Raw genomic sequence first — 25681 nt, 5'->3', positions numbered from 1 at the left:
CTGATACTAATTGCCCGTAAGGCTTGATCCTATAACAAGTCTGCCTTGTCGATGATCGTTAGTGCTTCAGCACTTACGAGCATCCCACGCAGAGCGTCGAGCAGCGAAGCTGATCGATGCGGCGCGCCGGTTGAAGTACCGGCGACCTGCGTAGCAAGATGAGACATGTTGGATTCTCGTGTGTGATACACACAACTCAAAATTACTGCTTCTTCCAGGATTGGTCGCGCTGCGAAGTAACGCGACAACCCCCTTTGCCTGATGACCATAGCGAGTCGGTCCCACCCCTTCCCATCCCGAACAGGACCGTGAAACGACTCTACGCCGATGATAGTGCGGATTCCCGTGTGAAAGTAGGTAATCGTCAGGCTCCCTAAGCCAAGAACCCCCGCCCGACAAGGCGGGGGTTTTTGCATTTCGGCGTCCCCAAAAGCATGTGGCGAAGCGCCCCCATCCCTCGCAACCCAACGGCGTGCGTGCAAGGTCGGATCATCTGCGTTCCTGCTGCCAACTCTTCCCCGGAACGAACCGCCTCGATTTGATACGATCGATATGTCGTCGACGAGGGCGTCCGTCGGCGGTCGTGTTCGAAACCAGGGTTTGATGGAGAGGGGCGGGGAATGAATATCGGCGACGCGTCGCGCGAATCCGGAGTCAGCGCAAAAATGATCCGGTACTACGAGCAGGTTGGGCTTCTTGCGCCGAGCAAGCGTACCGATGCCGGCTACCGCATCTACGGCGCGGACGAAATCCATATCTTGCGGTTCATCCGTCAGGCACGACGACTCGGCTTTCTCGTCGAGGACATTCGCAAGCTGCTGATGCTTTGGCAGGATCGTTCACGCGCCAGCGCCGAAGTGAAATCGATCGCACTTGAACATGTGGCCGAACTCGACAAACGCATCGCGGAGCTGAGCGACATGCGCGACACGCTGGCCGATCTGGCTGCGCACTGCCATGGTGACGGGCGGCCGGAGTGCCCGATTTTGGCGCGCTTGGCCGACCCCGTCAGTGAACCAAATTAGTGCGTGTGCTCGAGCCTCCAAACGCGCCCACAGAGCATGTCATTTAAAATCAACGGGTTGGATGCGCCACGCTTTTCTTCATTCCGATTTGGAATGGTTTCCATGCAAGTTTTTCACTAGCATATTGGTGCGGCGTCGCTATAATTCGGGATAACCCTATACGGGAAATCCCTGAATTTCGATTCACCAGGGGTCCCTCTTCCTTGGAGAACGTCATGATCGCCTACATCGTTGAAAAGCTGAGCAACTGGTTCGAATCCGCAGAACGTGAGCGCCGTGAGGCTTACCTCGCCACGTCGTCGGACATCGTCCAGCTCGAGAGCCGCATTCGCTCGCTCGAAACCAACGGCTACTCGCTGTAATCGGAGTCACCGTCAGGTGCCGCGCGGCACCGCACGATAAGCAAGCCCCGTATTGACGGGGCTTTGTTTTTTTGTGCGCCGGATCTGGCGAAATCGTCGGTGCAGCGCTATGGTATGGACCTTTTCATCCTGAAGGACACGATCATGCGTTTGCGTGTCGAAGTGCGTCGCAGTGCCCGCGCGCGTCTCATTCTGGGCGCAGTCGTGCTCGTCCATGGCATCGCGGCGGGCGCCGCGACGTCGTCCAGGCCGCTCGTTCTCGATACGCAGCGCGGTATCCAGGACGGCAAGGGCGGGTTGGTGTTGCAGACGGCGCCGTTGTCGCAGGAGCCGATCGTCGAGCCGGCAGGTATGCGGGCTCCAGCCGGACAGGGGACGAACACGTCGGTTCCGCTGTTCGTCGCGCCGTATATCAGTGTTCCCGCGTGGGGCGGGCAGCCGGCCAACCAGCCGCGGCTCGCGCCCAGGCCGCAGCCGTAACGACCGTCGCCCGGTCAGTTTCCGCGGTGCTCGATTTGACAGCGGGCGCCGCTATCCTGTCCCAGCTTCTCGACCAGGTAAGGCAGGACCTCGTTCATGCTCTGGGCGAGCGTATATGGGGGATTCAGGATGAACATCCCGCTGCCGTAGAGGCCAAGTCCGTCGGTCGGCGGATTCGACACCGTCAGCGTCAGGTGCAGCCAGTTGTTCGGCTGCAGGCGCTTCAACTGCTCGGGAAAGCGCTGCGATTCCGTCCGCGTGACCTGCGGATACCAGATCGCATAGCAGCCGGTCGCGAAACGCTTCAGGCATTCGGTCACGCAGCCCACCGTGCGCGTGTAATCCTTCTTGTCCTCGTAGGACGGATCGATCAGCACGAGTGCGCGTCGCGGCGGCGGCGGCAGCAGCGCCTTGATACCTTCGAAGCCGTCGCCGGCGAAGATCATCGCGCGTCGCCCCGCATCGCGGAAATTGTGGCGCAGCACATCGATTTCCGTCGTGTGCATTTCGAACAGGCGCATACGATCCTGCTCGCGCATCGACCGCCATGCGATGTACGGCGAGCCTGGATAGAAGTGCAGTTCGCCGTCGTCGTTCAGCGCGCGGACTTCGTCCACATAGTCACCCAACGCCTCCGGCAGGTTCTTTTCGTTCCACAGCCGGCCGATGCCGGTATCGAATTCCGACGTCTTCGCTGCATAACCGTCGCGCAGCGAGTACACGCCGGCGCCCGCGTGCGTATCGATATACCAGTACGATTTGTCCTTCTTGTTCAGGTAGCGCAGCAGCTGGACGACGACGGCGTGCTTGAGCACGTCCGCGTGATTGCCTGCGTGAAAACCGTGACGATAACTGAGCATGGCTGGCCGCCTGAAACGAAAGATGAATCGATGAAAGCGCTCGATCGCGCGCGGCCGTCAGGCCGGGCGCCGATGCGGCCGCGTATTGTACGCGAGTGGCCGCGCGTCGCCTTACTCGTATGCGTCGCCGACCACTGCCTCGATGCGTTGCTTCACATCCGGCGTCAGCTTCGCGGCAACGTCGAGCGCGCGCATGTTGTCGCCGATCTGGTCGACCCGCGATGCGCCCGTGATGACCGAACTCACGCGCGGATTCGCGAGTACCCAAGCGATGGCCAATTGGCCGGTGCTGCAGCCGAGCTCGGCCGCGATCTCGCCGATCCGTTCGACGATGTCGTTGGCTGCCCGATCGGTCAGGCGTTCGCGCATCCAGTCGTAGCCCTGCAACTGCGCGCGGCTGCCGGGCGGCACGCCGTCGCGGTACTTGCCGGTGAGCAGGCCCGACGCCAGCGGGCTCCAGGTCGTCAGGCCGAGGCCGTAATCGTCGTAGAGCCGCGCATATTCCTGTTCGACCCGGCTGCGATGGAACAGGTTGTACTGCGGCTGTTCGACGACCGGCTTGTGCAGATGGTGCCGCTCGGCGATCTCGCATGCTGCACGGATCTCGTCGGCGCTCCATTCCGACGTGCCCCAGTACAGCGCCTTGCCGCGCACGATCATGTCGCTCATCGCCCAGACGGTTTCCTCGATCGGCGTATGCGGATCGGGGCGATGGCAATAGACGAGGTCGACATAGTCGAGCTGCAGCCGGCGCAGCGAGCCGTCGATCGCGTTCAGCAGATATTTCCGGTTCAGCGTGTGATACTGGTTCGGGGCTTCCGCGAGCCCCCAGAAGAATTTCGTGGACACGATATAGCTGACGCGCGGCCAGTCGAGCGACTTGAGCGCGTGGCCCATGATTTCCTCGGATTTGCCGCCGGCGTAGACCTCGGCGTTGTCGAAGAAATTGACGCCCGCGTCGCGTGCCGCGGCAAGGCATTCGCGCGCGACCCGCTGGTCGACCTGGTTGCCGTACGTCACCCACGAGCCGAGGGAAAGCGCGCTGATCTGCAGGCCGGAGCGGCCTAGCCGTCGATAGTGCATGAGACTCTCCTGCTGAACGGAACCGACCTTAAGCTTAGACGTTTTGCGCACGAACGGCGGGGCCGATCGTGCACAATGACGGCTGGCACGCCGATGCGATTTCGCGATGAGCGCGGATACGACGGGCGCGTGTTTTATCGATCCGATATCGGGAGGAGACGGACATGGCAGCAGATCTGAGCGGCAAGACCGCAGTCGTCACGGGCGCCGCGAGCGGCATCGGCAAGGAAATCGCGCTGGAACTGGCCAAGGCAGGCGCGGCCGTCGCGATCGCCGACCTGAACCAGGACGGCGCGAACGCGGTCGCCGACGAGATCGTCAAGGCAGGCGGCAAGGCGATCGGCGTCGCGATGGACGTGACCAACGAGGACGCCGTGAACAGCGGCATCGACAAGGTGGCCGACGCGTTCGGCTCGGTCGACATCCTCGTGTCGAACGCCGGCATCCAGATCGTCAACCCGATCGAGAACTACTCGTTCGCCGACTGGAAGAAGATGCAGGCGATCCACGTGGACGGCGCGTTCCTGACGACGAAGGCCGCGCTCAAGCACATGTACAAGGACGATCGCGGCGGCGTCGTGATCTACATGGGCTCGGTGCACTCGCACGAGGCGTCGCCGCTGAAGTCGGCGTACGTGACGGCCAAGCATGGCCTGCTCGGCCTGGCCCGCGTGCTGGCGAAGGAAGGCGCGAAGCACAACGTGCGCTCGCACGTCGTGTGTCCGGGCTTCGTGCGCACGCCGCTGGTCGACAAGCAGATTCCGGAGCAGGCGAAGGAGCTCGGGATCAGCGAAGAGGACGTGATCAAGAAGGTGATGCTCGGCAACACGGTCGACGGCGTGTTCACGACGGTGCAGGACGTCGCGCAGACGGTGCTGTTCCTGTCGGCGTTCCCGAGCGCCGCGCTCACCGGCCAGTCGTTCGTCGTCAGCCACGGCTGGTTCATGCAGTAACGCCGGCGTTTCCCCGACGGTAGGCGACTTCCGCGCCACCGCCCTTCTCGAGATGGCGTGCCGTCGATCGACGTCACGCCATCCATCACCGCCGTCCACGGCGGGATTTCTCGGAGCAACTGATGAAACCGCACGCGCGTACAGAAAAGCAGGCCGTCGATGCGGCGGACCTGCGCCACGAAGCCGGCGCGCCGGCCGCTGCGCGGTCGCTGCCGTACGAAACGATCGCGCTCGTCCTGCAGGGCGGCGGCGCGCTCGGCGCGTATCAGGCCGGCGTATTCGAAGGGCTGCATGAAGCAGGCATTCCGCTCGACTGGATCGCGGGCATCTCGATCGGCGCGCTCAACACCGCGCTGATCGCCGGCAATGCGCCCGAGCATCGCGTCGAGCGCCTGCGCGAATTCTGGGAAACGATCTGCCAGCCGGCGTTCTTCCCGACGATTCCGGCCGCGTTCGAATTCGCGCTGTTCAACAGCATCGATCAGATCCGCACGTTCTTCACCGCGTCGCAGGCCGCCAGCGCGATGATGCAGGGTCAGCAGGGCTTTTTCGTGCCGCGCTTTCCGCCGCCGCTGCCGGGCGTGTCCGACCATCCGGAAAAAATCAGCTGGTACGACACGTCGGCGCTGCGCACGACGCTGCTGAAACTGTGCGATTTCGACCGGATCAATTCGGGCGAGACGCGCGTGTCGGTCGGCGCGGTCAACGTCGGTACCGGCAACTTCGTGTACTTCGACAATTCGCGCATCCGTCTCGAGCCCGAGCATTTCATGGCGTCCGGTGCGTTGCCGCCCGCGTTCCCGCCCGTCGAGATCGACGGCGAGTACTACTGGGACGGCGGCGTCGTGTCGAACACACCTCTGATGGAAGTGCTGCGCGCCCGCCCGCGCAGCGACACGCTCGCGTTCCAGGTCGATCTGTGGAGCGCGCGCGGGCCGCTGCCGCGCACGATGGCCGACGTCGCCGAGCGCACGAAGGACGTGCAGTATTCGAGCCGCACGCGTTTCGTCACCGACACGCTGCAGCGCGAACAGCGCTACCGCAACGTGCTGCGCCACGTGCTCGAACAGGTGCCGGAAGAACAGCGCAAGAACGATCCGTGGTGCATCGAGGCCGAAGCGATGTCGAGCGGGAAGAAATACAACATCCAGCACCTGATCTATCAGCAGAAAGCGTACGAGCATCACTACAAGGACTATCAGTTCGGTCTGTCGACGATGCGCGACCACTGGTCCGCGGGTCTCGACGACATCCGCAAGACGCTCGCGGTGAAGGACGGCCTCGCGCTGCCCGTCAACGACGCGGGCTTCGTCACGCACGACATTCACCGCCGCCGGTAATGCCGTGTGCCACGGGCCGGCGCGCCGCCTGCGCCGGCCCGTCCTCCTTTCCGATTCGACATGCCGATTTTCATTGCGCTGCTCGCGCTCATCGCCCTGGGCTGGGGCGCCGTTCACCTGTTTCACGTCATCGCCGCGCAGTTCGGCCCGCCGGTCGCGATCGCGGCCGCCGTGCTGGCCGCCGCGCTCCTGATCGCGCTGATCGCGTGGTGGCTGAAGCGCCGTCGCGACATCGCACCGAACACGAAAGAAGAAGGCTGGACGCATATCGTGCATCGCGCGTGGGGCGAGTTGCGCGTGTCCGCGACGCAAGGGCTGCTGTGGCTGTCGCATGACGGCGCGGACGGCTGCTATACGCTGTCGCAGCTCGACGGCTGCGAGGCCGCGCCGATCGACGGCCGCTGGCATCTCGTCGTGCGCGTGCGCGACGCCGTGCGCGGCGAATGGAAGCTGCCGATGATGGACAAGCGCGATGCGCAGCGCTGGGCGCGCGTGCTCACGCTCGCGAAGGACAACCGGCTCTGAACGCGCGTTGGGCCGCACGGCTCGCGCGCGTCAGCCGCACGACGGACGCTATCGCGCGCGGAGCGCCCGCAGCGCATCGAGCACGTGCTGCGTCGCCCGTTCGACCGGGCCGGCTCGATGCGCAATCCCCAATTCACGCCACAACGCCGGGCGTAGCGGCCGCATCACGATGCGCGCATCCGGCAGCGGCGCGCCCGCCTCATGCGGCAGCAGCGTCGCGCCGTATCCTGCGGCGACCAGGCTCTTGATCGCGTCGTTGTAGTTGAGTTCGATCCGCGGCTCGGGCCGGTGGCCGCCGAGCGCGAACCATTCGGTCGTGAGCCGCGACAGGCGCGTCGTCGCATCGTTGAGAATCAGCGGCCGCTCGGCCAGATACGCGGACGTCACACGCGCCGGAAGCGGCCAGTCCGCGGGCAGGAAGGCCATCACCGGATCGCGACGCCACGGGTGGATCGACAGCCCCGCGACCGGCGCTTGCGGCAGCGCGACCAGCCCGACATCGAGCGTGCCTTGCGCAAGGCGCGCCAGCGTGTCCTGCGACGTGAGCACCGCGATCTGCACGTCGATATCCGGATGCTGCGCGCGCAATCCGGCCACCGCCTGCGGCAACAGGTGCGCGATCGCGCCGGTCGATGCGCCGAGGCGGACGCGCCCGGTCAACCCCTGCACCTGTCGCTGCACGTCGTCCAGCGTGGATTCGACTTCCGCCAGCAGACGCCGCGCCCGCTCCACCAGCACTTCGCCGATCACCGAAGGACGCACGTTGCCGCGCGTGCGGGACAGCAGCGGCGCGCCGATGCGGCTTTCCAGCTCGGCGACATGCAGGCTGACGGTCGGCGGCGCGAGATGAAGCCATTGCGCCGCCGCCACGAAGGATCCGTGGTCAGCGATCGCGACCAGCGTACGCAGGCGGTCCAGACTGATCTCGCGCATCACACACCTCTCGTTCAGAAAAGCTGAATCGGACGGTCAGCAAATTCAACTTTTCCTATTCTAGGCGTTCGGTGGACGATACGGTTTCCCCCGACGACCGAACGCGACGCACACGACCATCATGAGCTTCCCCACTGTCTTCATCGACGGCGACCAGGGCACGACCGGGTTGCAGATTCACGCGCGTCTGCGCGAGCGCACTGACCTGCGGCTGCTCACGCTTCCCGCCGCCGAACGCAAGGACGCGGCCCGCCGCGCCGACGCACTCAACGCGTGCGATATCGCGATCCTGTGCCTGCCCGATGCGGCCGCACGCGAAGCGGTCGGCTTCATCCGGAACCCGGCGGTACGCGTAATCGACGCGAGTTCGGCCCATCGCACGCAGCCCGACTGGGTCTACGGCTTTCCCGAGATGGCCGACGGACAAGCGCAACACATCGCGCAGGCGAAGCGCGTGACCAATCCGGGCTGCTACCCGACGGGCGCAATCGGCCTGCTGCGCCCGCTGCTGCAGGCCGGGCTGCTGCCGCGCGACTACCCGGTGAGCATCCACGCGGTGTCCGGTTACTCGGGCGGCGGAAGGGCCGCCGTCGACGCGTTCGAATCGGACGACGCCGCCGCACACGCGTTGCCGCTGCAGGTCTACGGCCTCGCGCTCGAGCACAAGCACGTGCCCGAGATCCGGCAGCATGCGGGGCTCGCGCACCGTCCGTTCTTCGTGCCGGCCTACGGTGCCTATCGGCAAGGCATCGTGCTCACCATCCCGATCGAGCTGCGCCTGCTGCCGGCCGAGGTGACCGGTGAGCGGCTGCATGCGTGTCTTGCGCACCATTACGCGGACGCGCGTCACGTCGACGTGATGCCGCTCGCGGACACACGCGCGGCCACGCATCTCGATCCGCAAACGCTGAACGGCACCAACGACCTGCGGCTCGGCGTGTTCGTCAACGCAGACGGCGGCCAGGTGCTGCTGTCCGCCGTGTTCGACAATCTCGGCAAAGGGGCATCCGGCGCCGCCGTGCAGAATCTCGATTTGATGCTCGGTGCGCGCCACGCGGCGTGACGCGCCCGCAGGCATCGTCGACGGTGCCTGCGCATGCCCCCCGTAAAAGCTCACCTTTAGCCGGTTTCAGGCCGTATCGTCACCCGCGGCGGCATTCAGGCCGGCCAGCGTCTCCACCAGAAAATCCACGCATACGCGCACCTTCGCCGACGCCGCGACGCGCTCCGGATACACGGCCCAGATGTTCGCGGGCTGGACCGCGTCCGGCAGCACGCGGCACAACGCACCGCGCTCGATCAGCGGCCCGGCTTCCCAGATCGAGCGCAGCACGATCCCGCGCCCGGCCAGCGCCCATTGCACGGCCACCTCGCCGTGGTTCGTCGACAGCGCGCCGCCGACCTTCACCGTCGCCGTTTCGCCGCGCACGGTCAGCCGCCATACGCCGAACGGATGATCGCGCTCCTTGATCGCGAGACAGTCGTGCGACGCCAGATCCGCGAGCGAGCGCGGCGTCCCGCGGCGGGCGAGATAGTCGGGCGATGCGCACAGCACGCGATGGTTCGCGGCAAGGCGGCGCGCGATCAGGTGATCGGCGATGTCGTCGCCGATGCGCACGTCGAGGTCGTAGCCTTCGCCGGCCACATCGACGAGCCGGTCGAACAGATCGAGCCGCACGTTCAGTTGCGGATAGCGCGCGCTGAAGTCGAGCAGCGCCGGCGCGACGACGTGCCGGCCGAAGCCGAAGCTGCTCGACATGCGCAGCGTGCCGCGCGGCACCGTGCGCGTGGTCGACACGTCCTCGACGAGATGATCGACGTCGTCCAGGATCTTTTCGGCGCGCGCGAACACGCGTTCGCCGGCTTCGGTGACCGTCATGCGGCGCGTCGAGCGATGCAGCAGGCGCGTGCCGAGCTGCGCCTCGAGCATCGCGACGCGCTTGCTGACATACGCGGGCGACACCGCGAGCTGCTCGGCGGCCGCGCTGAAGCTCGCGAGGCGGACCACCAGGCTGAACACGCGCAGGTCGTCGAGGTTCGGCGATTTATTCACGATTCGTGGAAAGTCGATTAACTTTTGAGCGATTTTAATCCAGATGGAAATAAATAGAATGACGTGACGGGCCGTTGCCTTCCCGGCGGCCGGCCAACCAGACAAGGAGATTTGCATGACCGACAGGACTTACAGGATTGCCGTGATCCCCGGCGACGGCATCGGCCGCGAAGTGATGCCCGAGGGCCTGCGCGCGCTCGCCGCCGTGACCGCGCGCTTCGGCATCCGCTTCGACTTCGTCGAGATCGACTGGGCGAGCTGCGACTACTACGCGCAGCACGGCACGATGATGCCGGACGACTGGAAAGCGCAGCTGTCGGACATGGACGCGATCCTGTTCGGCGCGGTCGGCTGGCCGGCGACGGTGCCCGATCACATTTCGCTGTGGGGCTCGCTGCTGAAATTCCGCCGCGAATTCGACCAGTACATCAACCTGCGGCCCGCGCGCCTGTTCGACGGCGTGCCGTCGCCGCTCGCCGGCCGCCGCCCGGGCGACATCGATTTCATGATCGTGCGCGAGAACACCGAGGGTGAATATTCGTCGGTCGGCGGCACGATGTTCGAAGGCACCGAGCGCGAAGTCGTGATGCAGCAGTCGATCTTCACGCGGCACGGCACCGAGCGCGTGCTGAAATTCGCGTTCGAGCTCGCGCAGCGGCGCGCGAAGCGCGTCACCGTCGCGACCAAAAGCAACGGCATCGCGATCAGCATGCCGTGGTGGGATGCGCGCGCGGCCGAGATGGCCGAACGCTATCCGGAAATCGCGGTCGACAAGCAGCACATCGACATCCTGTGCGCGCGCTTCGTGCTGCAGCCGGACCGCTTCGACGTCGTCGTCGCGTCGAACCTGTTCGGCGACATCCTGTCGGATCTCGGGCCGGCCTGTACGGGCACGATCGGCATCGCGCCGTCGGCGAACCTGAACCCCGATCGCACGTTCCCGTCGCTGTTCGAACCGGTGCACGGTTCGGCGCCCGACATCGCGGGGCAATACATCGCGAATCCGGTCGCGATGATCTGGTCGGCGGCGATGATGCTCGATTTCCTCGGCAACGGCACGGGCCGCGAACGCGACGCGCACGATGCGATCGTCGCCGCGATCGAGGACGTGCTGCGCACGGGGCCGCGTACGCGCGATCTCGGCGGCAACGCGGGCACGCAGGAAGTGGGCGAGGCGATCGCCGCGCGGATCGCGGGCTGAGGGTCGAGGGTCGTGCCCGGCGCGCGCGCCGGGCGGCGCTTCGTGAATCGGTCTGCGGCGAGCGACGCACGATGCGGTCGCGCACGTTAGCGGACTCCGCCGATGCGTCGGCGTGAAGTCGAGCAGTGAGCAACAACGCATCGCAACGCGCACTGCTTGCGCGGTTTTTCATCGCAAGCCGAAAGATGATCCGATCGATGAGTTGCACGTGTCGCTCGCGCACACCGATCGTCAATGCACGATCGCTTCGACACGATCGGTGAAATGCATCGCACGGTGACGCACACCGCTGCACGTCGACGTATGCACCGCTTTACCCGTGCGATGTCGCGTCGACCTGTTCAACGCACACAGTTCGACGCGACATTTCACCTCGTCCCGAAAAATCTCACCTTCAGCGGAAGGCTCCCGAATTTCCTCACCATTGAACCTCCGCTGATGCGTTCGCCGCTCCTTCGAACGGGCGCGAGCATCACAGCCCGAGGTCGGACAGCCCCGGATGATCGTCCGGACGACGGCCGAGCGGCCAGTGATAAAGACGGTCCGCCTCGCGAATCGGCAGATCGTTGATGCTCGCGTGACGATGCGCCATCAGGCCGTTTTCGTCGAACTCCCAGTTCTCGTTGCCGTACGAACGGAACCAGTTGCCGGCATCGTCATGCCACTCGTACGCAAAGCGCACCGCAATGCGATTGCCGTCGAACGCCCACAGCTCCTTGATCAGCCGGTAGTCGAGTTCGCGCGCCCACTTCCGCTGCAGCAGCGCGACGATCTCGTCGCGGCCCGTCACGAATTCCGCGCGGTTGCGCCAGCGGCTTTGCGGCGTATAGGCGAGCGACACGCGTTGCGGATCGCGCGTGTTCCACCCGTCCTCGGCGGCGCGCACTTTCTGGCGCGCCGTTTCAAGCGTGAAGGGCGGAACGGGCGGACGAACTTCGGGGGAAGCGGACATGGATTGCTCCTGTTCAGGGTTCTGGCTGCGAACGCACGCAGCCGGTTCGGATTCGCTGCGTCGGCTACCGCGATACGGTATCGAGCAGCAGTTCAGCCGTCGCGCGCGCATCGCGCGCGGCGTTTGCATCGCCACTGACGAGCGCCACGCCGATCGCGCCGTCGATCAGCACGAGCCACTGACGTGCGAGGCGTGCGAGCCCGCGGCGCGCGACGCCGGTTTCGTCGGCGTAGGCGTCGAAGCGCTCGCGCACGAATGCCAGCAGGCGTGCCTTGTGCATGCGGGCGACGACGCGCACCGGATCGTCGGCGTCGGATATCTCGCCCGACGCATTCAGGAACGCGCAGCCGTGAAAGTCGGGCTGCCCGAACCAGTCGCGCAGCACGTCGAACATGCCGAGCAGTTGCGCGCGCGGCGCGTGGCCGCGCGCCAGCGTGGCGTCGACGAACCAGCGCATCCAGCGCGCGTCGCGACGTTCGAGCGCAGCGACGACCAGCGCCTCTTTCGATTCGAAATGCGAATAAAAGCTCTTTCGCGCCGCGCCGGATCGCTTGACGATCGCATCGACGCCGGTCGCATGGATGCCGCCCGAATAGATCAGCGCTTCGGCCGCGTCGAGCAGCCGGTCGCGAACGCCCGGTTCGCCGGAGGAGTCGAGAGGTGTGTTCATCGGTTTACGGTAGAACGATCGTTCTCCGTCGTCAATACCCGGATGAAAAAAGCCCTGCCGGTGGGAGGGCTGAATCTCGCGCGAAGCGCCGGCTCGTCGGGCTGAGCCTTCAGCGCGATCCGCGCGGATTCGAGGGTGAACGGATCAAGTGGGGGTCGCGCACCGGTCGAGGCCGATCGCGCTTCGTCTCAGTGAGTCGCAGCGCTGCATGCGGCTCACGGTTGATGTTCCGGGTCGGTACGATGCCGCCTAAGGCTGCGGGCGAACGCTCGCGCGCCAAACGAAGCGGGGAAGTGCATGGAAGAGGAAAAACGAGCACCGAATAGCGTGACGGCGAGAAGCGAAGCGGCTGCCGATAGGTGAAGCGAATCTGCCATTGCACGTCACCTATGCGGGATCGTGCGACGATTCGGCGCGCGAACACCGCTCCCGAATAACCTCACCTCAAGCGTTGAATCACGCGTTTCGATGCACGACGGTGCGTGCGTGTGCAAACGAAAACGGGGCAGCCGGCCAACGTGCCGCGCCGCCCCGTCTCTGTCGCCCCCCGACTCAGACGGTCCAGTCGAGAATCACCTTGCCGCTTTCGCCGGACAGCATCGCGGCGAAGCCTTGCTCGTAATCGTCGGCCGCGAAGCGATGCGTGATGATCGGCGACAGGTCGAGGCCGCTCTGCAGCATCGCGACCATCTTGTACCAGGTCTCGAACATCTCGCGGCCGTAGATGCCCTTGATCTCGAGCCCCTTGAAGATCACCTGGTTCCAGTCGATCGCCGTCTGCGCGGGCGGGATGCCGAGCAGCGCAACCTTGCCGCCGTGGTTCATCGCCTCGAGCAGGCTCGTGAACGCGCTCGGCACGCCGGACATCTCGAGACCGACGTCGAAGCCTTCGGTCATGTGCAGGTCGGCCATCACGTCGCGCAGCGACTCGCGTGCGACGTTGACCGCGCGCGTCGCGCCCATCTTGCGCGCGAGCTCCAGCCGATAGTCGTTGATGTCGGTAATGACGACGTTGCGCGCGCCGACGTGCTTCGCGATCGCGACGGCCATGATGCCGATCGGGCCCGCGCCGGTGATCAGCACGTCTTCGCCGACGAGGTTGAACGACAGCGCCGTATGCGTCGCGTTGCCGAAAGGATCGAAGATCGACGCGAGATCGTCGGAGATCTCCGGCGGAATCTTGAACGCGTTGAACGCCGGAATCGCCAGGTATTCGGCGAACGCGCCTTCGCGGTTCACGCCGACGCCCACCGTGTTGCGGCACAGATGCCGGCGCCCGGCGCGACAGTTGCGGCAGAAACCGCAGGTGATGTGCCCTTCGCCGGACACGCGATCGCCGATCGCGAAGCCGCGCACTTCCTGCCCCATCTCGACGATCTCGCCGACATATTCGTGGCCGACGTGCATCGGCACCGGAATCGTCTTCTGCGCCCAGTCGTCCCACTTCCAGATATGGATATCGGTGCCGCAGATCGCCGTGCGGCGGATCTTGATCAGCACGTCGTTGTGGCCGACTTCGGGGCGCTTCACGCGCGTGAGCGTGAGGCCGGGGCCGCGTTCGAGCTTTGCCAGTGCTTTCATGGTCGCGCCTCCGTCAGATGATGCCAAGCGACTTGCCGACACGCACGAACGCGGCGACCGTCTGGTCGATCTGTTCGGGCGTATGCGCGGCGCTCATCTGCGTGCGGATGCGCGCCCGGCCGCGCGGCACCACGGGGAACGAGAAGCCGATCACGTAGACGCCTTCGCCGAGCAGCTTGTCGGCCATGTTCGTCGCGAGCTGCGCGTCGCCGAGCATCACCGGAATGATCGGATGCGCGCCGGGCACGAGCGTGAAGCCGGCTTCGGTCATCTGCTTGCGGAACTGCGCGCCGTTCTCGCGCACACGCTCGCGCAGCTTCGCGCCTTCGTCGCTGCCGAGCAGTTCGAGCACCTTCAGCGATGCCGCGGCGATGCTCGGCGTGAGCGTGTTCGAGAACAGATACGGACGCGAGCGCTGGCGCAGCAGCTCGATCACCTCGCGCCGCGCGGCGACATAGCCGCCCGACGCGCCGCCGAGCGCCTTGCCGAGCGTGCCGGTGATGATGTCCACGCGGCCTTCGACGCCGCAGTGCTCGGGCGTGCCGCGACCGTGCGCGCCGATGAAGCCGACCGCATGCGAATCGTCGACCATCACGAGCGCGCCGTAGCGATCGGCGAGATCGCAGATGCCTTTCAGATCGGCGATGATGCCGTCCATCGAGAACACGCCGTCGGTCGCAATCAGCTTGTGGCGCGCACCCGCGGCATCGGCTTCCTTGAGCTTCGCCTCGAGGTCGGACAGATCGTTGTTCTTGTAGCGAAAGCGCTTCGCCTTGCACAGGCGAATGCCGTCGATGATGCTCGCGTGATTCAGCTCGTCGCTGATCACCGCGTCGTTCTCGTCGAGCAGCGTCTCGAACAGCCCGCCGTTCGCGTCGAAGCAGCTCGAATAGAGGATGCTGTCCTCGGTGCCGAGAAACGCGGCCAGCGCGCTTTCCAGTTGCTTGTGGACGGTTTGCGTGCCGCAGATGAAGCGCACCGACGCCATGCCGAAGCCGTCCTGGTCGAGGCCGGCCTTGGCCGCGTCGATCAGGCGCGGATCGTTCGCCAGACCCAGATAGTTGTTCGCGCAGAAATTGAGCACGCCGGCGCCGCCGGCGAGCCGCACGGCTGCCGCCTGGGGACTCGCGATCTCGCGCTCGGTCTTGTAAAAACCGTCCGCGCGGATCTGGTCGAGCGTCCCGCGCACCTGGGCGAGAAAGGCATCACGCATCGCAAAGCTCCTGACAGGGTTTCGCATTCCGCGGCGCACGGCTCGTGGCGGCGCAACGGCTTGCTACTGTTATAGTCGGTCGTTCGGTTGACCGCATTTATCCTATATTCCGAACTAGAATTCGAAATATCGAACAACTCTAAGCGAACGGAATCCAAATGGCAAGTTCCTCCGGATCGCGGCGCACGCCCGCCGACGCCGCCCCGCAACCACCGGCCGCGACTCCGCCGCGCGTCGGCGAGCAGATCCAGCGGCTGCGCAACGAGCGCAAGCTGACGCTCGACGACCTGTCGCGCGCAGCCGGCGTATCGAAATCGATGCTCTCCGAGATCGAACGCGACAAGGCCAACCCAACGATCGCCGTCGCATGGCGGCTGACGAACGCGCTCGGCATCACGCTCGACGAACTGTTCTCGCAGCCGAAGGCGCCCGAGACGATCCGCGTGGACGGCCCGCACGACATTCCGACGCTCGCCGGCCACGACGGCCGGTACCAGTTGCGCGTATGGGGCCCGATCGACCTCGCCGGCAAGTTCGAGTGGTACGAGTTGACGCTGCCGGGCGGCGGCGCACTGGTATCGAACGCGCACGAACCCGGCACGCGCGAGCACCTCACCGTGCTGCAGGGCGCGATGGAAATCGAGGCCGCCGCGGCCAGCCGCCGGCTGAAGACGGGCGACACCGCGCGCTACCCGGCCGACGAGCCGCATGCGATCCGCAATCCCGGCAAGGCCGAAGCGCGGGCATTGCTGATCGTGATCCATCGCTGACGGCGCGGATAGCCAGGGCCTGTTCACGCTAAAAGGTCAGTCGCAGGCCAGTTGCGGAAAATACTGTATGTTTGTACAGTATACGGACATTCCGCCATGCATGGGCCGGAGCCGGCGCACCGAGGCGCCCGTCCCGGTCGACAGGAGCCTGCAATGACAGAAGAACAAGATTTGGCCGCGCTCAGCTTCAAGGCTGCCGCGCATGACCTCGAATTGATCGTTCGCCATATCGCGGCGCGCTACATCCGTCAGCGCGTGCCGCTGACGTGGCGCCTGCTGCATGCGATCGAAGCCGAAGCGCTCGCCGATCTCGCCTTTGCCAGCCGACACGACGCGGGCATGCGTCAACTGTTCGAACGGCCGTCGGACATGACGTTTCCCGAAACAGACGATCCGATCGACTTCGGGCGCTCGAATGCGCTGCCGGCGGTCTTTTCGTTTGCCGTGCTCGCGTACGAAGCCGCGGCAAACGCGCACGACACCGCGCGTCCCGCGCGCCCGCACCGCCAATCCAAGGCGTGGGGCGACTGACGGCCCGGCCCCGGCCGTCGCGCATGGCGGCCGGTTCACCCGCTTGCTGCCCGATACGTTGCGGAAAAGGGCTACCATGTACGCAACTAACGGAATTAATGCCATGTCCCTTCCCGCCTCTCCCTGCACCGCCGCCTCGCCGGAAGAAAAGGATCTGTTCGACCGCGATGCGTCCGACTGGGTCGCCTCGCCCGAAGCCGCGTTCGACGCGTGGCTGGCGATGCAGGACTATCGCCGCTCGTCGGCCGACGTCTATCGCGCGCAATGGGGTGCGTTTCTCACGTGGATGCGCGCCCATCAAAAGAACCTGGCGACGGTCGATACGCCGACCATTGCGAATTTCGTCGGCGAACTGCCGATCAAGAAAACCCAGCGAATGCGCTATCTCCGGCTGATCGAGCGGGTGCTCGATCATGTCCGCCGCACCGAGTACGCATCGACCAATCCGGCCCGCTTCATTGCTCAGGATGGCGAAGCGAACTGGCGCAAGGCACGCGACAACGAACCGACCGGTTTCCTCACGCCGGCGGAACGGGCGACGTTGCTCGCGTATCTGTTTTCGCCGATCGGCGTCTCGGGTTCCGCGTACTGGAAGGAACGCCGCGACCGTGCGCTCGTCGCCGCGTTTCTTGGCGCCGGCATCAAAACCGGCGAAGCGCGCGCACTTACGATTAGTTGCATCAATACGAGCGGCACGTCGCTGCGGATCGAGTCGACGCATCCGGATTACTCGCGCGACACCCATCTGGCCTCGTTTGCGATCGCGTTACTCGAAGCGTGGCTCACCGAACGCAAACGCCAGGAGATTCCAGGAGAACTCGTCTTCCCCGCATCGCATGCCGGGCGGCCGATGCACAAGGCGACGATGCTGCGCGCGATCGACGCGATCGTCGAATCGGCCGGGCTCACGTCGTCACGCACGGCGCGCGCCAGCCCGCAAACCCTGCGCAATAGCTACGCGGCCGAACTGTTCGAGCACGACGTGCCGCCGGAGCGCGTCGGCAAATGGCTGGGCTTCATGCGGCCGATCTCGTCGAATCGCCTGCATCGCGCCTGGAAAAACTGGCGTGACGGGCTGGCCGACAGCAACGGTGACGCGCCCGACCGCGACGAAACTCACTGATCGGGAAAAGGCTGCTCACGGAAACGATCCGTGAGCAGCCTTGTGTGGCGCAGCCTCACCGTTTCACAGCTCCCGAAAAACCTCACCTCAAGCTTCCCGGATCTTCTCACCTGTGAGGCGCTGCCGGCTTCCACGTCAGGTCTGCGCAAAACGCGCGACGGCTTCGAAGCGGGACGGCCATGCGCCGGACGCGTGCTCGCACTCGGGGCACGCGACTTCAAACCCTTCGTTGCCATGTGACAGTTCCGGTTCGCCGTCGCAATGCGGGCACCGGGTCGGCGCCGGAATCTCGTGATCCAGCGAGGTGCCGATCGCGGCATACGCGTTGGCATCGAGTCGTCCCGCCTCGGCCAGGCGCCGGATCAGCGCGGCGATTTCCGGATTCATTCCGCGGTTCGCGCGCAATGAATTCACGTCGCGCGTGGCGCGCTCCAGTTCGTCGCTCTGGGTACGCAACTGTTCTTCGAGCCGGTCGGCGCGCGCCTTGGCCGAGCTCAACTGTTGCAGGAAATCGAATTCCTTGCGCTGGACGTCGCGCAACCCGCTCTGGTACGTCGACGCCATGCTGCGCAACGAATCCAGTTCGACCAGCATCGGCTTGACGCGGCGTTCGGCTTCGGCCACCGCATCCTTGATTTGCTGCGCGTAATGCTCGGTGCGCTGCTGCAATTCGGCCTGCAGCGCATCGATGCGGTCGCGTAGCGCGGCGTTCTGCGCTTGCTCGGCATCGATCCGGCCGGCAGCCGCGGCCAATTCCTTTTCCAGTCGAGCGACTGTGGTGAGCAACGTGGCTTCGCTTGCCGAACCGTGGGTGGTCTGGGACGCGAGCTGCACCTCGAGTTCGGTCACCCGCGCCTGTAATTGCTCGTTTCTCGCTTCCCCGCGCGCGAGCGCGCCTTCGAGCGTCTCCTGACGGATAGTTGCGTCGCGCAACCGCTGTTCCGCGTCGGCCATGTCGGCGCGGACCTGCTCGCGGTCTCCATCAAGGCTGTCGCGTGCGGCTTTCAATGCCTCTTCATAGAGTGCGCCGAGCAACGCGCCGGCTTTTTCCTCGACAGCTTTCGGGATCGCCGCGCTGTCGAGCCGGATCTTGGAAGCGGCACGGATGCGCTCCCAGAAATGATCGATGTCTTTCGGGATGTCGCTGGCGCTGCCGGTCTGGGTGAGATCGCGGACGTTGGCGGCCGACGGCCGGATGCCGAGATCGAAGAACAAGCGCTTGCATGCATGCAGCGACAATTCCTGACGCCGTGCACCGCTTGCGCGCAGCGATTCCAGTTCTTCCCGAATGACTTGACGCATTTCGTCCAGGGTCATGGCCATGCTCACAGACAATGAAATGTGGCAATCATAACGAAATACGTATTTATCGATACTTGTTTCGAGAGTCCGTTGTGAATTTACGTCGTTTTGCACAGAAATCGGCTCGGCGAGTCCATCCTGCTGACGGTGACCTGGAATTCCGTGAAACAAAGCGAAGAAAGTCAGCCAAGTCTTTGTACTGCAAGCGATTTTCCGTGAACCCCGAATTTGGGCATTTGTTTCACATGACGATGGATCGGGTTGCCTGTGGGTGTTCTGGGGTTGGGGTGTCTGTGGAAAACTCCCCAGCGGATGGTTTGAGAGTATTAGAAGTAAACACCCTTGAACCCTTAGTTAAAAACGTTAACGCCACGGCACAGCCTTATGGCGCAAGGCTTTCCGGCCGACAAGGTGAAGTTTTACGGGAGCCAAGGTGATCTTCTGCGGGAGCTGACGTGATGGGGTTCAGGGAGCTGCGTGAGCCGTTGCAGGAAGGGTCGTGAGCGGATTCGGGATCACAGTAAAACACGCGTTTTCCCACAGGTGAGGGTTTTCGGGGCCGCACAGCCACAGAACCCGCACCATGCCTGGCTGCACAGTTTTCTGCCTGTGCAGACATAGGTGAGAACTTGCAGGACGTGCTTCGCGCCCTGATTCTGCCCATCTTTTGGGCAGATTTGGCGAAAGGTGAGGTTTCACGGGACTCCACGGGCATTTGCTGTGAGGATTTCCGGGAAGCAAACGCCATTTTGCACAGCAAAAGTGCTTTTCGGCGCCTGTGATGCCCCAAAGGTGAGGTTTTTCGGGAGCGAAATCCGGGTTTTCCTGCTCCGATCCCCTAAAGGTGAGCTTTTTCGGGGCATCGATCACAGGCTGCGATCTCGCTCACAGGTGAGGCTTTCCGGGAGCCGTATTTGCTGAAAAAATGGTCAAAGGTGAGGCTTTTCGGGACTCGTGACCGGCCTAATTCGCCGAAAAGCCCGTCAGGACTGGCGGAAATCTCGTTTTCGCTGTGCCACTTTTTGGCACAGGTGAGACTTTTCAGGGGCCGAGATTCGGTTGTCGTATGAAGGATTCCCGTCGAAAGGTGAGGCTTTTCGGGGGATCCCGGCGATGCACAGCCAAATGCCTTCTGTGCATAAGTATCGGAAGGGATTGAGATTTTTGATACCGCGCCGGTTACGGTGAGATTTTTCGGGAGTCATTTCCGGACCCGCTGCGGTGCCGCATTTCTTCTGTAAGGTGAGCGTTTGCGGGAGTCATTGGTAGCGAGTCCCGCGTGTGTCGGACCTTCGTCGGCATCCGGACGAATCCACATGCTGTGCCACAGGTGAGTATTTTCGGGACTGGACACGATTCGCGCACTGTACAATGCGCGCCCGGGCTGGCGAAGCAGCCGCCGATCGGGCTGCGCGTACCGGTTTCGATGACGGTTTTCCACGTGTCGAAGCCGAACCGATGTTCCGGCGGACCACGCCTGTACATGCATACAGGCCGATGGGCGGCGGTCCGGCACGAACGGTGAGGTGCAATCGCGACCCTGTGTCGAACTCACGGTTGCGCAGTCGCAAAATTACGACAAATCGAAAGGTGAGCCGATACGGGAGCCAATTTCGCACGTGTCCTGCACAGGTGAAATTCTGTGAATCGGCGCATGCCGCGGCACGTCTGGACGAGTCCGGAACGCCGTCCGGGCGGACCGGTGAGCGTTTTCGGGAGCGGTACGGGTGAGTGCCGTTTTGCCGGCGTGCTTCACCGGCTATGGTGAGCATGTCGTTCTGGACGCACATCACCGCAGGCGCTATCCTTCCGGGAAACTTCTCCTCCGACCCGACGTATGGCCACGACGAAGCGCGCCAAGAAAACCGATGTGGATGTGGTGAGTGCCAGTTCAGCCGAATTGCGAAAGGCCGTCGAGGCGATCGCCATTCAGCCGAAGAGCGGCAAGATCACGCTCCTCACTCGCAAGCTGTTCAATGTCCTGCTGGCCGTCGCGCAGCAGGCCGACGACTCGGGCGACACGTATCGTGCGCTGCTGTCGGACATCGTCGCCAACTCCGCTTTCGATTCGAACGACACCGCGTTGGTGAAGGAACACCTGCGCCGCATGGTGTCGGTACAGGTCGAATGGAGCACGGGCACATCAAGCCAGAAGCCCGGCCGCAAGTGGGGGATCTCCACGCTGATCGCCGATGCGGAAATTCTCGAGGATCCGACTACCCGTCGCGTGTGGGTCGAATTCTCGTTCGCGCCGAAGATCAAGAAGAAGCTGCTCGACCCGGTCCAGTACGCGCGCCTCAGCCTGCAGTTCCAGAGCCAGCTGCGCAGCAGCGCCGGTCTCGCGCTGTACGAGATCTGCGTGCGCTACCTGACGAACCCGAGCCACCTGACGATGCGCGAGCCGTGGGAATGGTGGCGGCCGATCCTGTCGGGCACGCCCGACACGGAAGCCGGCGACGAAGCGAAGCGCGAGTACAAGTACTTCAAGCGCGACTACCTGCGCCCCGCGATCGCGGAAGTCAACGCGGTCACCAACATCTTCGTCGAGCTGATCGAGCACCGCGAAGGGCGTCGGGTGGCCGAGATCCAGTTCCGCGTGACCGAGCGCAAGCAGCCGATGCTCGCGCTCGACGAACACCCGAACGTGTTCGACAGCACGCTGGTCGACCGGATGGTGAAGCTCGGGATCCCGCTGAAGGAAGCGCAGACGCTCTATGCGGACAGCGAGGAAAACCGGATTCGCGCCGCGCTGCAGATGACCGAGCAGCGGATGCGCAGCACGACGCTGCCGCCGGTGCGCAGCGCGCCGGCGCTGTTCAAGGATGCGCTGAAGAAGGGGTATGCGCCGCCGGTCGAGTCGGTCGACGCACTGCCGGCCGGCACGCCGTCCGCGAAGGTCGCGGCTGCGCAGCCGGACGATCTGAAGGCGCGCTTGCTGAGCGAGTTCGCGGCGTTCCGCCGCAAGGAAGCGAAGGTGCTGTACGAAGAGCAGGGCGACGCGGAGCGCGAAGTCGCGCGCGAGTCGTTCGAGTCGGAGGCATTGCCGACGATGGGCTCGCATCTGCGCGACGACTGGCGCAAGCGCGGCCTCGATTCCAAACTGGCCGAGACGGCCTTTTTCGACTGGCTGGCCCAGAAGACCTGGGGCGAGCCGACGGACGGCGACCTGCTGTCGTTCACGCTGAACCAGTCGCGGGCCGCTTGACGCCCGCTCAGGCCCGCTGACGGGCCGCCGCCGGTCCCCAGCCCTAGTCGGGCGGGGCCGGCGTCCTCACCAGGCCCTGCCGGCCGCTTCCCTCACTCCGACAACAGCATCCGCTCGAGCTGCTCGAGGATCGCGTCGCGCTTGTCCTTCGGGAGGCCGCGCAGGCGCAGCTCGATGCGGTCTTCGCCATACGACTTCAGGTCGCCGACCGACTTGCCGCCGAGCTTGATCTCGAGACGCTGCGCATAGCGTTGACGGCCGGCCGCCTTTGGCGTCTCCTGCGCCGCGACGCGGCCCTTGACGATATCCGACACCTGACGCGTGCTGAGATCGTCCGACACGATCTTGTTGATCAGCCGCAGCGTTGCCTCGGTGCCGCGCGCATTGTGATAGCGGCCGACCTGATACGCCATGTTCGATCCGAAGCGATCGGGGCGCGCGACCATTTCCTGCATGATCGCTTCCGGCAACTTGCCGATCGACAACGCGACGGCCACCGTCGACTCGTCGAGGCCGAGGTGCTCGGAGAGTTCTTTCTGGCTCTGGAAATGCTTGTCGTCGAGGAAACGGCGCCACACGACGGCGTTGTCGAACACCGTCTGCGAATCGCGCTGAACGTTGAGGTCGTAGCCGAGCTTGTAGCTCTGGATGCCGATCGGCACGTCGATCACGATCGCCTTGACCGACTCCTTGTTCGCTTCCTTCAGCGCCCGCACGCGGCGGCCGCCATCACTGACGAAATACGTGCCCGGATTGTCGTAATCCGGAATCACGTGGATGGCCTGCTGCTGACCCTGCTTCGCGAGGTTGACCGCAAGTTCGGCAATCGACGATTTCAGATAGAAGTGCCGCGGGTTGAACGGGCTATGCTTGATCGCCTTCAGCGGCAACTCGATCACCTGCCCCGGCGCATAGCGATTCTCGAGGCGCCACGCGCGATATTGCTGCGATTCGTCGATCGACGGATCGATCGTGAATTCCGGAGCAGGCGGAGGGGCGATGTCCTTTTTCGCGGATTTGGTCGATGCCGGGGTCGGCGTGTCGGACTTGACGATGCCGTCGATCGCATTGAGCCGATCAAGCGCCGTGCGCTTCTCGCTCGTCGTGATATCCGGGCGCGCTTGGAATCCTTTGGCAAATTGGGAAGGTTTCATGTGACTCCTTTATGCGCATAAAGTCAGGGCAGCATGGCGACGATTTCGTCGGCGCATGCGCGAATTTCGGCGGCGGCCAGCTTGCCGCCGCGATCGTTCATCTGCAGCACGGTCTGACCGAGCGCCATTGCCTGCTTGTACGCTTCCCGGGTCGGAATCTGCGTCTTCAGCAGCGGGAAGCCGAGTTCCTCGAGCGCACGCTTGAGCTCGCGGGTCAGCATGCGCTTCTCTTCGGTCTTGTTCAGCAGGAACACCGCGCGGAGGTCTTCGTTCATCACCTGCGCCTGCTGAATCAGTTTGACCAGCCCGACGCTCGACCAGTAATCGGCCGGCGACGACGATGTCGGGATCACGGCAATCGATGCGGCCAGCAGGACGACGCCGGAGACTTTCTCGGTGATCGACGGCGGGCAGTCCACGACGATGATGTCGTAGTCGTTGATGAACTTCTTGATCTCGCGATGGATCTGGCCGTCGGCTTCGGCCAGGTTGACGACCGGAAACGGGATGCCGTTGTCGCTGTCGCCGGATGCGCTCGACCAGTGAACCAGCGTGTTTTGACGGTCTGCGTCGATGACGAGGACGCGCTTCCCTTTTTCATGGAACGCGGCGCCGAGATGCATGGCAATCGTGCTTTTGCCGACGCCACCTTTTTGTTGAGTGACTGCAATGATTTCCGCGGCCAATTTTCACTCCTGTTTTGGTCGTTGGAATTCTACAGGACGATATTTGAATTTCAATGAAATTGTCGTTCGACAACTACGCGTTGGCCATTCGGACTATCGGTTTATGCGCATAAACGAGGTGGCGGAGATGGACGGCGGGTGTTGGTGGTGTCGTGGAGATGGCGAGGCCGATGCCGAGCGGTCGATGCGGTGCTCGATGGCTGCGTCTTCACGGGCTACGTCGCCGGGAGCTGCTCGTCGTAGAGATATGTCTCGGTACGCTCCCCTTTCGCTAGATGGGCCGTGTTGCCTGCGAGCCGCCGAGTTTGTGCGCATAAACTCGGCAGAGCTCACGGCGATCAACTTCGTTGGGGAACCCGCCGCGCATTCGCGAGCGGGATGAGTGGGTCTGTGAGGCTGGACGTGCGTCTTCGATATGCATCGCAGAACCGATGTGCATCGAGGCAACGCCGTCTCGGCCCGCGGCGTTTATGCGCATAAACCAGACGCAAGGATGGCCCGCGGAGAAGGGCCGAAGGCAGGCGCCTCGCCCGCGTCAGGAGCGCAATGATGTCGTGCCGGGGCGATGGATTATCGATATAGCCATTGTCTGGTGCCGTCTCGTCTGGGCATAAACCTACGTCAGAGTCGCCTCGCACCTCGCCCGACAATCGCAGGCTTTATGCGCATAAACGCAGCCGAAGTGTCCCGCAATCACGCGCCCTTTCGCCACCCGGGACAGCCCTCGCTGGGCATTGGTCAGGCTGACCACAGTTGCCGGTCCCGCGAGGCCGTTGCCCGGCCTTTATGCGCATAAACGTAACCGCATCTTCGAAGCGTCTCCCAGACACCCGACGCACAGCACATCGCCAAACCGAACCGCCGCAGCAACCTGTCGAGAGGAAAACCACCCCGATCTCGCTTGAACCACCCCACCGAGCCGGTCAATGCAGACTGGCTACAATACAGGGCTCCCCCATCCAGGCTTGAATGATGATCACGATCTACCACAACCCCCGATGCTCGAAGTCCCGCGAGACGCTCGCGTTGGTCGAGTCGCTGAATACCGCCGGCGCGCCGTTGAACGTCGTCGAGTACCTGAAGACGCCGCCAACGGTCGAGGAAGTGGAAACGCTGCATCGGCAGCTCGGCCGCCCGGTTCGCGACATGCTGCGCGACGGCGAGGAGCCGTACAAGACATTGAATCTGGCTCGCGCGGATCTGAGCGACGCCGAAGCCTACGCGGCGATCGCCGCTCATCCGATCCTGCTGCAACGCCCTATCGTCGTATATCGCGGCAAGGCGGCGATCGGTCGCCCGCCCGAGTCGGTGAAGGCGCTGTTCGAATAATTCTTCCCCGGCGTATTTTTCTTATTGCATCAACGCGACCGAGTCCGGCCCGGCACACGCAACGGCAATCCAGGCCGACGCAACCGCCGGGCCGCACGCGCGAGCGGCCGGCGGAACGATACGTCGACACCCCGCGCCGCCTAGCTGTGAAGCTTCAATAGGTTGTATCGATGGTTCATCCGGACTGAGTCTGGGAGACTGGAAGTCGCCAAACACCCAACCTTCCAGGAACCCAGCCGGATGAACACCCATAAGAATGCCCGACTCACTTTCGCGCGTCGACTTGAGATGGTTCAGGAGATCACCGAATTCGGTTCGAGTGTGCAGCAGGCCGCAGCCGATCATGGCGT

General features: G+C 64.1%; 24 protein-coding genes, 1 rRNA gene and 1 pseudogene. 15 read left to right on the top strand and 11 right to left on the bottom strand.

All coding sequences use genetic code 11. The features are described from left to right. The first annotated feature begins 257 nt into the window (after positions 1-257). The 4 genes from rrf to HWX76_RS35970 all read left to right on the top strand — a co-directional run bounded on the left by rrf (position 258) and on the right by HWX76_RS35970 (position 1867). A 5S ribosomal RNA gene (gene rrf / locus HWX76_RS35985) occupies positions 258-370 on the top strand. A gap of 250 nt (positions 371-620) precedes the next feature. Further along, positions 621-1025, top strand: coding sequence for a Cu(I)-responsive transcriptional regulator (cueR, locus tag HWX76_RS35980; protein WP_050018291.1), 405 nt, complete (start codon positions 621-623; stop codon positions 1023-1025). Positions 1026-1240: 215 nt separating this feature from the next. Further along, positions 1241-1387 (top strand): DUF3563 family protein, encoded by a 147-nt coding sequence (locus HWX76_RS35975; RefSeq protein ID WP_006478295.1) that lies wholly within the window; start codon positions 1241-1243, stop codon positions 1385-1387. A 114-nt stretch (positions 1388-1501) separates the two neighbouring features. Next, complete coding sequence (locus HWX76_RS35970; RefSeq protein WP_176017087.1) at positions 1502-1867, top strand: hypothetical protein; 366 nt, start codon at positions 1502-1504, stop codon at positions 1865-1867. 14 nt (positions 1868-1881) lie between these two features. Here HWX76_RS35970 and rlmJ read toward each other — a convergent pair whose 3' ends face one another. Together rlmJ and HWX76_RS35960 are read right to left on the bottom strand one after the other, a co-directional pair. Further along, positions 1882-2727, bottom strand: a complete 846-nt coding sequence (gene rlmJ / locus HWX76_RS35965) for a 23S rRNA (adenine(2030)-N(6))-methyltransferase RlmJ (RefSeq protein ID WP_050018292.1) — start codon at positions 2725-2727, stop codon at positions 1882-1884. A 111-nt stretch (positions 2728-2838) separates the two neighbouring features. Next, positions 2839-3810, bottom strand: a complete 972-nt coding sequence (locus HWX76_RS35960; RefSeq protein ID WP_050018293.1) for an aldo/keto reductase — start codon at positions 3808-3810, stop codon at positions 2839-2841. Between the two features lie 164 nt (positions 3811-3974). Here HWX76_RS35960 and HWX76_RS35955 point away from each other — a divergent pair, with 164 nt between their 5' ends. From HWX76_RS35955 to HWX76_RS35945, 3 genes are all read left to right on the top strand, one after another. Further along, positions 3975-4763, top strand: a complete 789-nt coding sequence (locus HWX76_RS35955) for a 3-hydroxybutyrate dehydrogenase (RefSeq protein ID WP_089488615.1) — start codon at positions 3975-3977, stop codon at positions 4761-4763. Between the two features lie 122 nt (positions 4764-4885). Beyond that, positions 4886-6103: a patatin-like phospholipase family protein gene (locus tag HWX76_RS35950; protein ID WP_050013490.1), complete on the top strand. Its 1218-nt coding sequence runs from the start codon at positions 4886-4888 to the stop codon at positions 6101-6103. A gap of 60 nt (positions 6104-6163) precedes the next feature. Beyond that, positions 6164-6628 carry a hypothetical protein gene (locus HWX76_RS35945; RefSeq protein ID WP_176017086.1) on the top strand — a complete coding sequence of 155 codons (465 nt, stop codon included), beginning with the start codon at positions 6164-6166 and terminating at the stop codon, positions 6626-6628. 48 nt (positions 6629-6676) lie between these two features. On the opposite strand, the gene HWX76_RS35940 is transcribed toward HWX76_RS35945, so the two are convergent. After that, positions 6677-7561, bottom strand: coding sequence for a LysR family transcriptional regulator (locus HWX76_RS35940; RefSeq protein WP_050013488.1), 885 nt, complete (start codon positions 7559-7561; stop codon positions 6677-6679). Positions 7562-7682: 121 nt separating this feature from the next. Here HWX76_RS35940 and argC point away from each other — a divergent pair, with 121 nt between their 5' ends. Then, the gene (gene argC, locus HWX76_RS35935) at positions 7683-8624 is read left to right on the top strand and encodes an N-acetyl-gamma-glutamyl-phosphate reductase (RefSeq protein WP_124681582.1); all 942 of its coding nucleotides are present in this window, start codon (positions 7683-7685) and stop codon (positions 8622-8624) included. 66 nt (positions 8625-8690) lie between these two features. Here argC and HWX76_RS35930 read toward each other — a convergent pair whose 3' ends face one another. Beyond that, positions 8691-9614 (bottom strand): LysR substrate-binding domain-containing protein, encoded by a 924-nt coding sequence (locus HWX76_RS35930; protein ID WP_050013486.1) that lies wholly within the window; start codon positions 9612-9614, stop codon positions 8691-8693. A 115-nt stretch (positions 9615-9729) separates the two neighbouring features. Here HWX76_RS35930 and HWX76_RS35925 point away from each other — a divergent pair, with 115 nt between their 5' ends. Continuing rightward, positions 9730-10815, top strand: a complete 1086-nt coding sequence (locus HWX76_RS35925; protein ID WP_050013485.1) for a tartrate dehydrogenase — start codon at positions 9730-9732, stop codon at positions 10813-10815. Between the two features lie 472 nt (positions 10816-11287). Here HWX76_RS35925 and HWX76_RS35920 read toward each other — a convergent pair whose 3' ends face one another. The 4 genes from HWX76_RS35920 to HWX76_RS35905 all read right to left on the bottom strand — a co-directional run bounded on the left by HWX76_RS35920 (position 11288) and on the right by HWX76_RS35905 (position 15231). Further along, complete coding sequence (locus HWX76_RS35920) at positions 11288-11767, bottom strand: nuclear transport factor 2 family protein (RefSeq protein WP_050013484.1); 480 nt, start codon at positions 11765-11767, stop codon at positions 11288-11290. 64 nt (positions 11768-11831) lie between these two features. Next, positions 11832-12437, bottom strand: a complete 606-nt coding sequence (locus tag HWX76_RS35915; RefSeq protein WP_124556606.1) for a TetR/AcrR family transcriptional regulator — start codon at positions 12435-12437, stop codon at positions 11832-11834. A 552-nt stretch (positions 12438-12989) separates the two neighbouring features. Then, complete coding sequence (gene tdh / locus HWX76_RS35910) at positions 12990-14018, bottom strand: L-threonine 3-dehydrogenase (RefSeq protein ID WP_006480187.1); 1029 nt, start codon at positions 14016-14018, stop codon at positions 12990-12992. Between the two features lie 13 nt (positions 14019-14031). Continuing rightward, the gene (locus HWX76_RS35905) at positions 14032-15231 is read right to left on the bottom strand and encodes a glycine C-acetyltransferase (protein ID WP_124653383.1); all 1200 of its coding nucleotides are present in this window, start codon (positions 15229-15231) and stop codon (positions 14032-14034) included. Between the two features lie 158 nt (positions 15232-15389). On the opposite strand from HWX76_RS35905, the gene HWX76_RS35900 reads away from it, so the two are divergent. The 3 genes from HWX76_RS35900 (at position 15390) to HWX76_RS35890 (ending at position 17655) form a co-directional block, all read left to right on the top strand. Then, a complete protein-coding gene (locus HWX76_RS35900; RefSeq protein ID WP_050013481.1) occupies positions 15390-16001 on the top strand; it encodes an XRE family transcriptional regulator in 612 nt (203 codons plus the stop codon). A 153-nt stretch (positions 16002-16154) separates the two neighbouring features. Further along, a complete protein-coding gene (locus tag HWX76_RS35895; protein WP_176017085.1) occupies positions 16155-16532 on the top strand; it encodes a DUF2471 family protein in 378 nt (125 codons plus the stop codon). 103 nt (positions 16533-16635) lie between these two features. Further along, positions 16636-17655 carry a tyrosine-type recombinase/integrase gene (locus tag HWX76_RS35890; protein ID WP_176017088.1) on the top strand — a complete coding sequence of 340 codons (1020 nt, stop codon included), beginning with the start codon at positions 16636-16638 and terminating at the stop codon, positions 17653-17655. A 135-nt stretch (positions 17656-17790) separates the two neighbouring features. Here HWX76_RS35890 and HWX76_RS35885 read toward each other — a convergent pair whose 3' ends face one another. Continuing rightward, positions 17791-18972, bottom strand: coding sequence for a DNA-binding protein (locus HWX76_RS35885; protein WP_124639005.1), 1182 nt, complete (start codon positions 18970-18972; stop codon positions 17791-17793). A 1822-nt stretch (positions 18973-20794) separates the two neighbouring features. On the opposite strand from HWX76_RS35885, the gene HWX76_RS35880 reads away from it, so the two are divergent. Continuing rightward, positions 20795-22162: a replication initiation protein gene (locus tag HWX76_RS35880; RefSeq protein ID WP_006480193.1), complete on the top strand. Its 1368-nt coding sequence runs from the start codon at positions 20795-20797 to the stop codon at positions 22160-22162. A 92-nt stretch (positions 22163-22254) separates the two neighbouring features. On the opposite strand, the gene HWX76_RS35875 is transcribed toward HWX76_RS35880, so the two are convergent. Together HWX76_RS35875 and parA are read right to left on the bottom strand one after the other, a co-directional pair. Further along, positions 22255-23316, bottom strand: a complete 1062-nt coding sequence (locus HWX76_RS35875) for a ParB/RepB/Spo0J family partition protein (RefSeq protein ID WP_050013476.1) — start codon at positions 23314-23316, stop codon at positions 22255-22257. Between the two features lie 23 nt (positions 23317-23339). Continuing rightward, positions 23340-24002, bottom strand: a complete 663-nt coding sequence (parA, locus tag HWX76_RS35870; protein WP_006480195.1) for a ParA family partition ATPase — start codon at positions 24000-24002, stop codon at positions 23340-23342. Between the two features lie 972 nt (positions 24003-24974). Between parA and arsC the strand changes: the two genes are divergently transcribed. Both arsC and HWX76_RS35860 read left to right on the top strand, forming a co-directional pair. Then, positions 24975-25331, top strand: coding sequence for an arsenate reductase (glutaredoxin) (arsC, locus tag HWX76_RS35865; RefSeq protein ID WP_050013475.1), 357 nt, complete (start codon positions 24975-24977; stop codon positions 25329-25331). Between the two features lie 240 nt (positions 25332-25571). Next, positions 25572-25681, top strand: a pseudogene (locus HWX76_RS35860) (IS481 family transposase); the annotation flags it as partial.

The sequence above is a fragment of the Burkholderia sp. BCC0398 genome, assembly GCF_902833245.1.
Lineage (GTDB): Bacteria > Pseudomonadota > Gammaproteobacteria > Burkholderiales > Burkholderiaceae > Burkholderia > Burkholderia sola.
This window is presented reverse-complemented; position numbering and strand designations above follow the sequence as displayed.

What these genes read in the sequence shown, in the direction of transcription:
- cueR (WP_050018291.1), top strand. Translation starts at nt 621, where the DNA reads ATGAATATCGGCGACGCGTCGCGCGAATCCGGAGTCAGCGCAAAAATG.
- HWX76_RS35975 (WP_006478295.1), top strand. Translation starts at nt 1,241, where the DNA reads ATGATCGCCTACATCGTTGAAAAGCTGAGCAACTGGTTCGAATCCGCA.
- HWX76_RS35970 (WP_176017087.1), top strand. Translation starts at nt 1,502, where the DNA reads ATGGACCTTTTCATCCTGAAGGACACGATCATGCGTTTGCGTGTCGAA.
- rlmJ (WP_050018292.1), bottom strand. Translation starts at nt 2,727, where the DNA reads ATGCTCAGTTATCGTCACGGTTTTCACGCAGGCAATCACGCGGACGTG.
- HWX76_RS35960 (WP_050018293.1), bottom strand. Translation starts at nt 3,810, where the DNA reads ATGCACTATCGACGGCTAGGCCGCTCCGGCCTGCAGATCAGCGCGCTT.
- HWX76_RS35955 (WP_089488615.1), top strand. Translation starts at nt 3,975, where the DNA reads ATGGCAGCAGATCTGAGCGGCAAGACCGCAGTCGTCACGGGCGCCGCG.
- HWX76_RS35950 (WP_050013490.1), top strand. Translation starts at nt 4,886, where the DNA reads ATGAAACCGCACGCGCGTACAGAAAAGCAGGCCGTCGATGCGGCGGAC.
- HWX76_RS35945 (WP_176017086.1), top strand. Translation starts at nt 6,164, where the DNA reads ATGCCGATTTTCATTGCGCTGCTCGCGCTCATCGCCCTGGGCTGGGGC.
- HWX76_RS35940 (WP_050013488.1), bottom strand. Translation starts at nt 7,561, where the DNA reads ATGCGCGAGATCAGTCTGGACCGCCTGCGTACGCTGGTCGCGATCGCT.
- argC (WP_124681582.1), top strand. Translation starts at nt 7,683, where the DNA reads ATGAGCTTCCCCACTGTCTTCATCGACGGCGACCAGGGCACGACCGGG.
- HWX76_RS35925 (WP_050013485.1), top strand. Translation starts at nt 9,730, where the DNA reads ATGACCGACAGGACTTACAGGATTGCCGTGATCCCCGGCGACGGCATC.
- HWX76_RS35920 (WP_050013484.1), bottom strand. Translation starts at nt 11,767, where the DNA reads ATGTCCGCTTCCCCCGAAGTTCGTCCGCCCGTTCCGCCCTTCACGCTT.
- HWX76_RS35915 (WP_124556606.1), bottom strand. Translation starts at nt 12,437, where the DNA reads ATGAACACACCTCTCGACTCCTCCGGCGAACCGGGCGTTCGCGACCGG.
- tdh (WP_006480187.1), bottom strand. Translation starts at nt 14,018, where the DNA reads ATGAAAGCACTGGCAAAGCTCGAACGCGGCCCCGGCCTCACGCTCACG.
- HWX76_RS35905 (WP_124653383.1), bottom strand. Translation starts at nt 15,231, where the DNA reads ATGCGTGATGCCTTTCTCGCCCAGGTGCGCGGGACGCTCGACCAGATC.
- HWX76_RS35900 (WP_050013481.1), top strand. Translation starts at nt 15,390, where the DNA reads ATGGCAAGTTCCTCCGGATCGCGGCGCACGCCCGCCGACGCCGCCCCG.
- HWX76_RS35895 (WP_176017085.1), top strand. Translation starts at nt 16,155, where the DNA reads ATGACAGAAGAACAAGATTTGGCCGCGCTCAGCTTCAAGGCTGCCGCG.
- HWX76_RS35890 (WP_176017088.1), top strand. Translation starts at nt 16,636, where the DNA reads ATGTCCCTTCCCGCCTCTCCCTGCACCGCCGCCTCGCCGGAAGAAAAG.
- HWX76_RS35885 (WP_124639005.1), bottom strand. Translation starts at nt 18,972, where the DNA reads ATGACCCTGGACGAAATGCGTCAAGTCATTCGGGAAGAACTGGAATCG.
- HWX76_RS35880 (WP_006480193.1), top strand. Translation starts at nt 20,795, where the DNA reads ATGGCCACGACGAAGCGCGCCAAGAAAACCGATGTGGATGTGGTGAGT.
- HWX76_RS35875 (WP_050013476.1), bottom strand. Translation starts at nt 23,316, where the DNA reads ATGAAACCTTCCCAATTTGCCAAAGGATTCCAAGCGCGCCCGGATATC.
- arsC (WP_050013475.1), top strand. Translation starts at nt 24,975, where the DNA reads ATGATCACGATCTACCACAACCCCCGATGCTCGAAGTCCCGCGAGACG.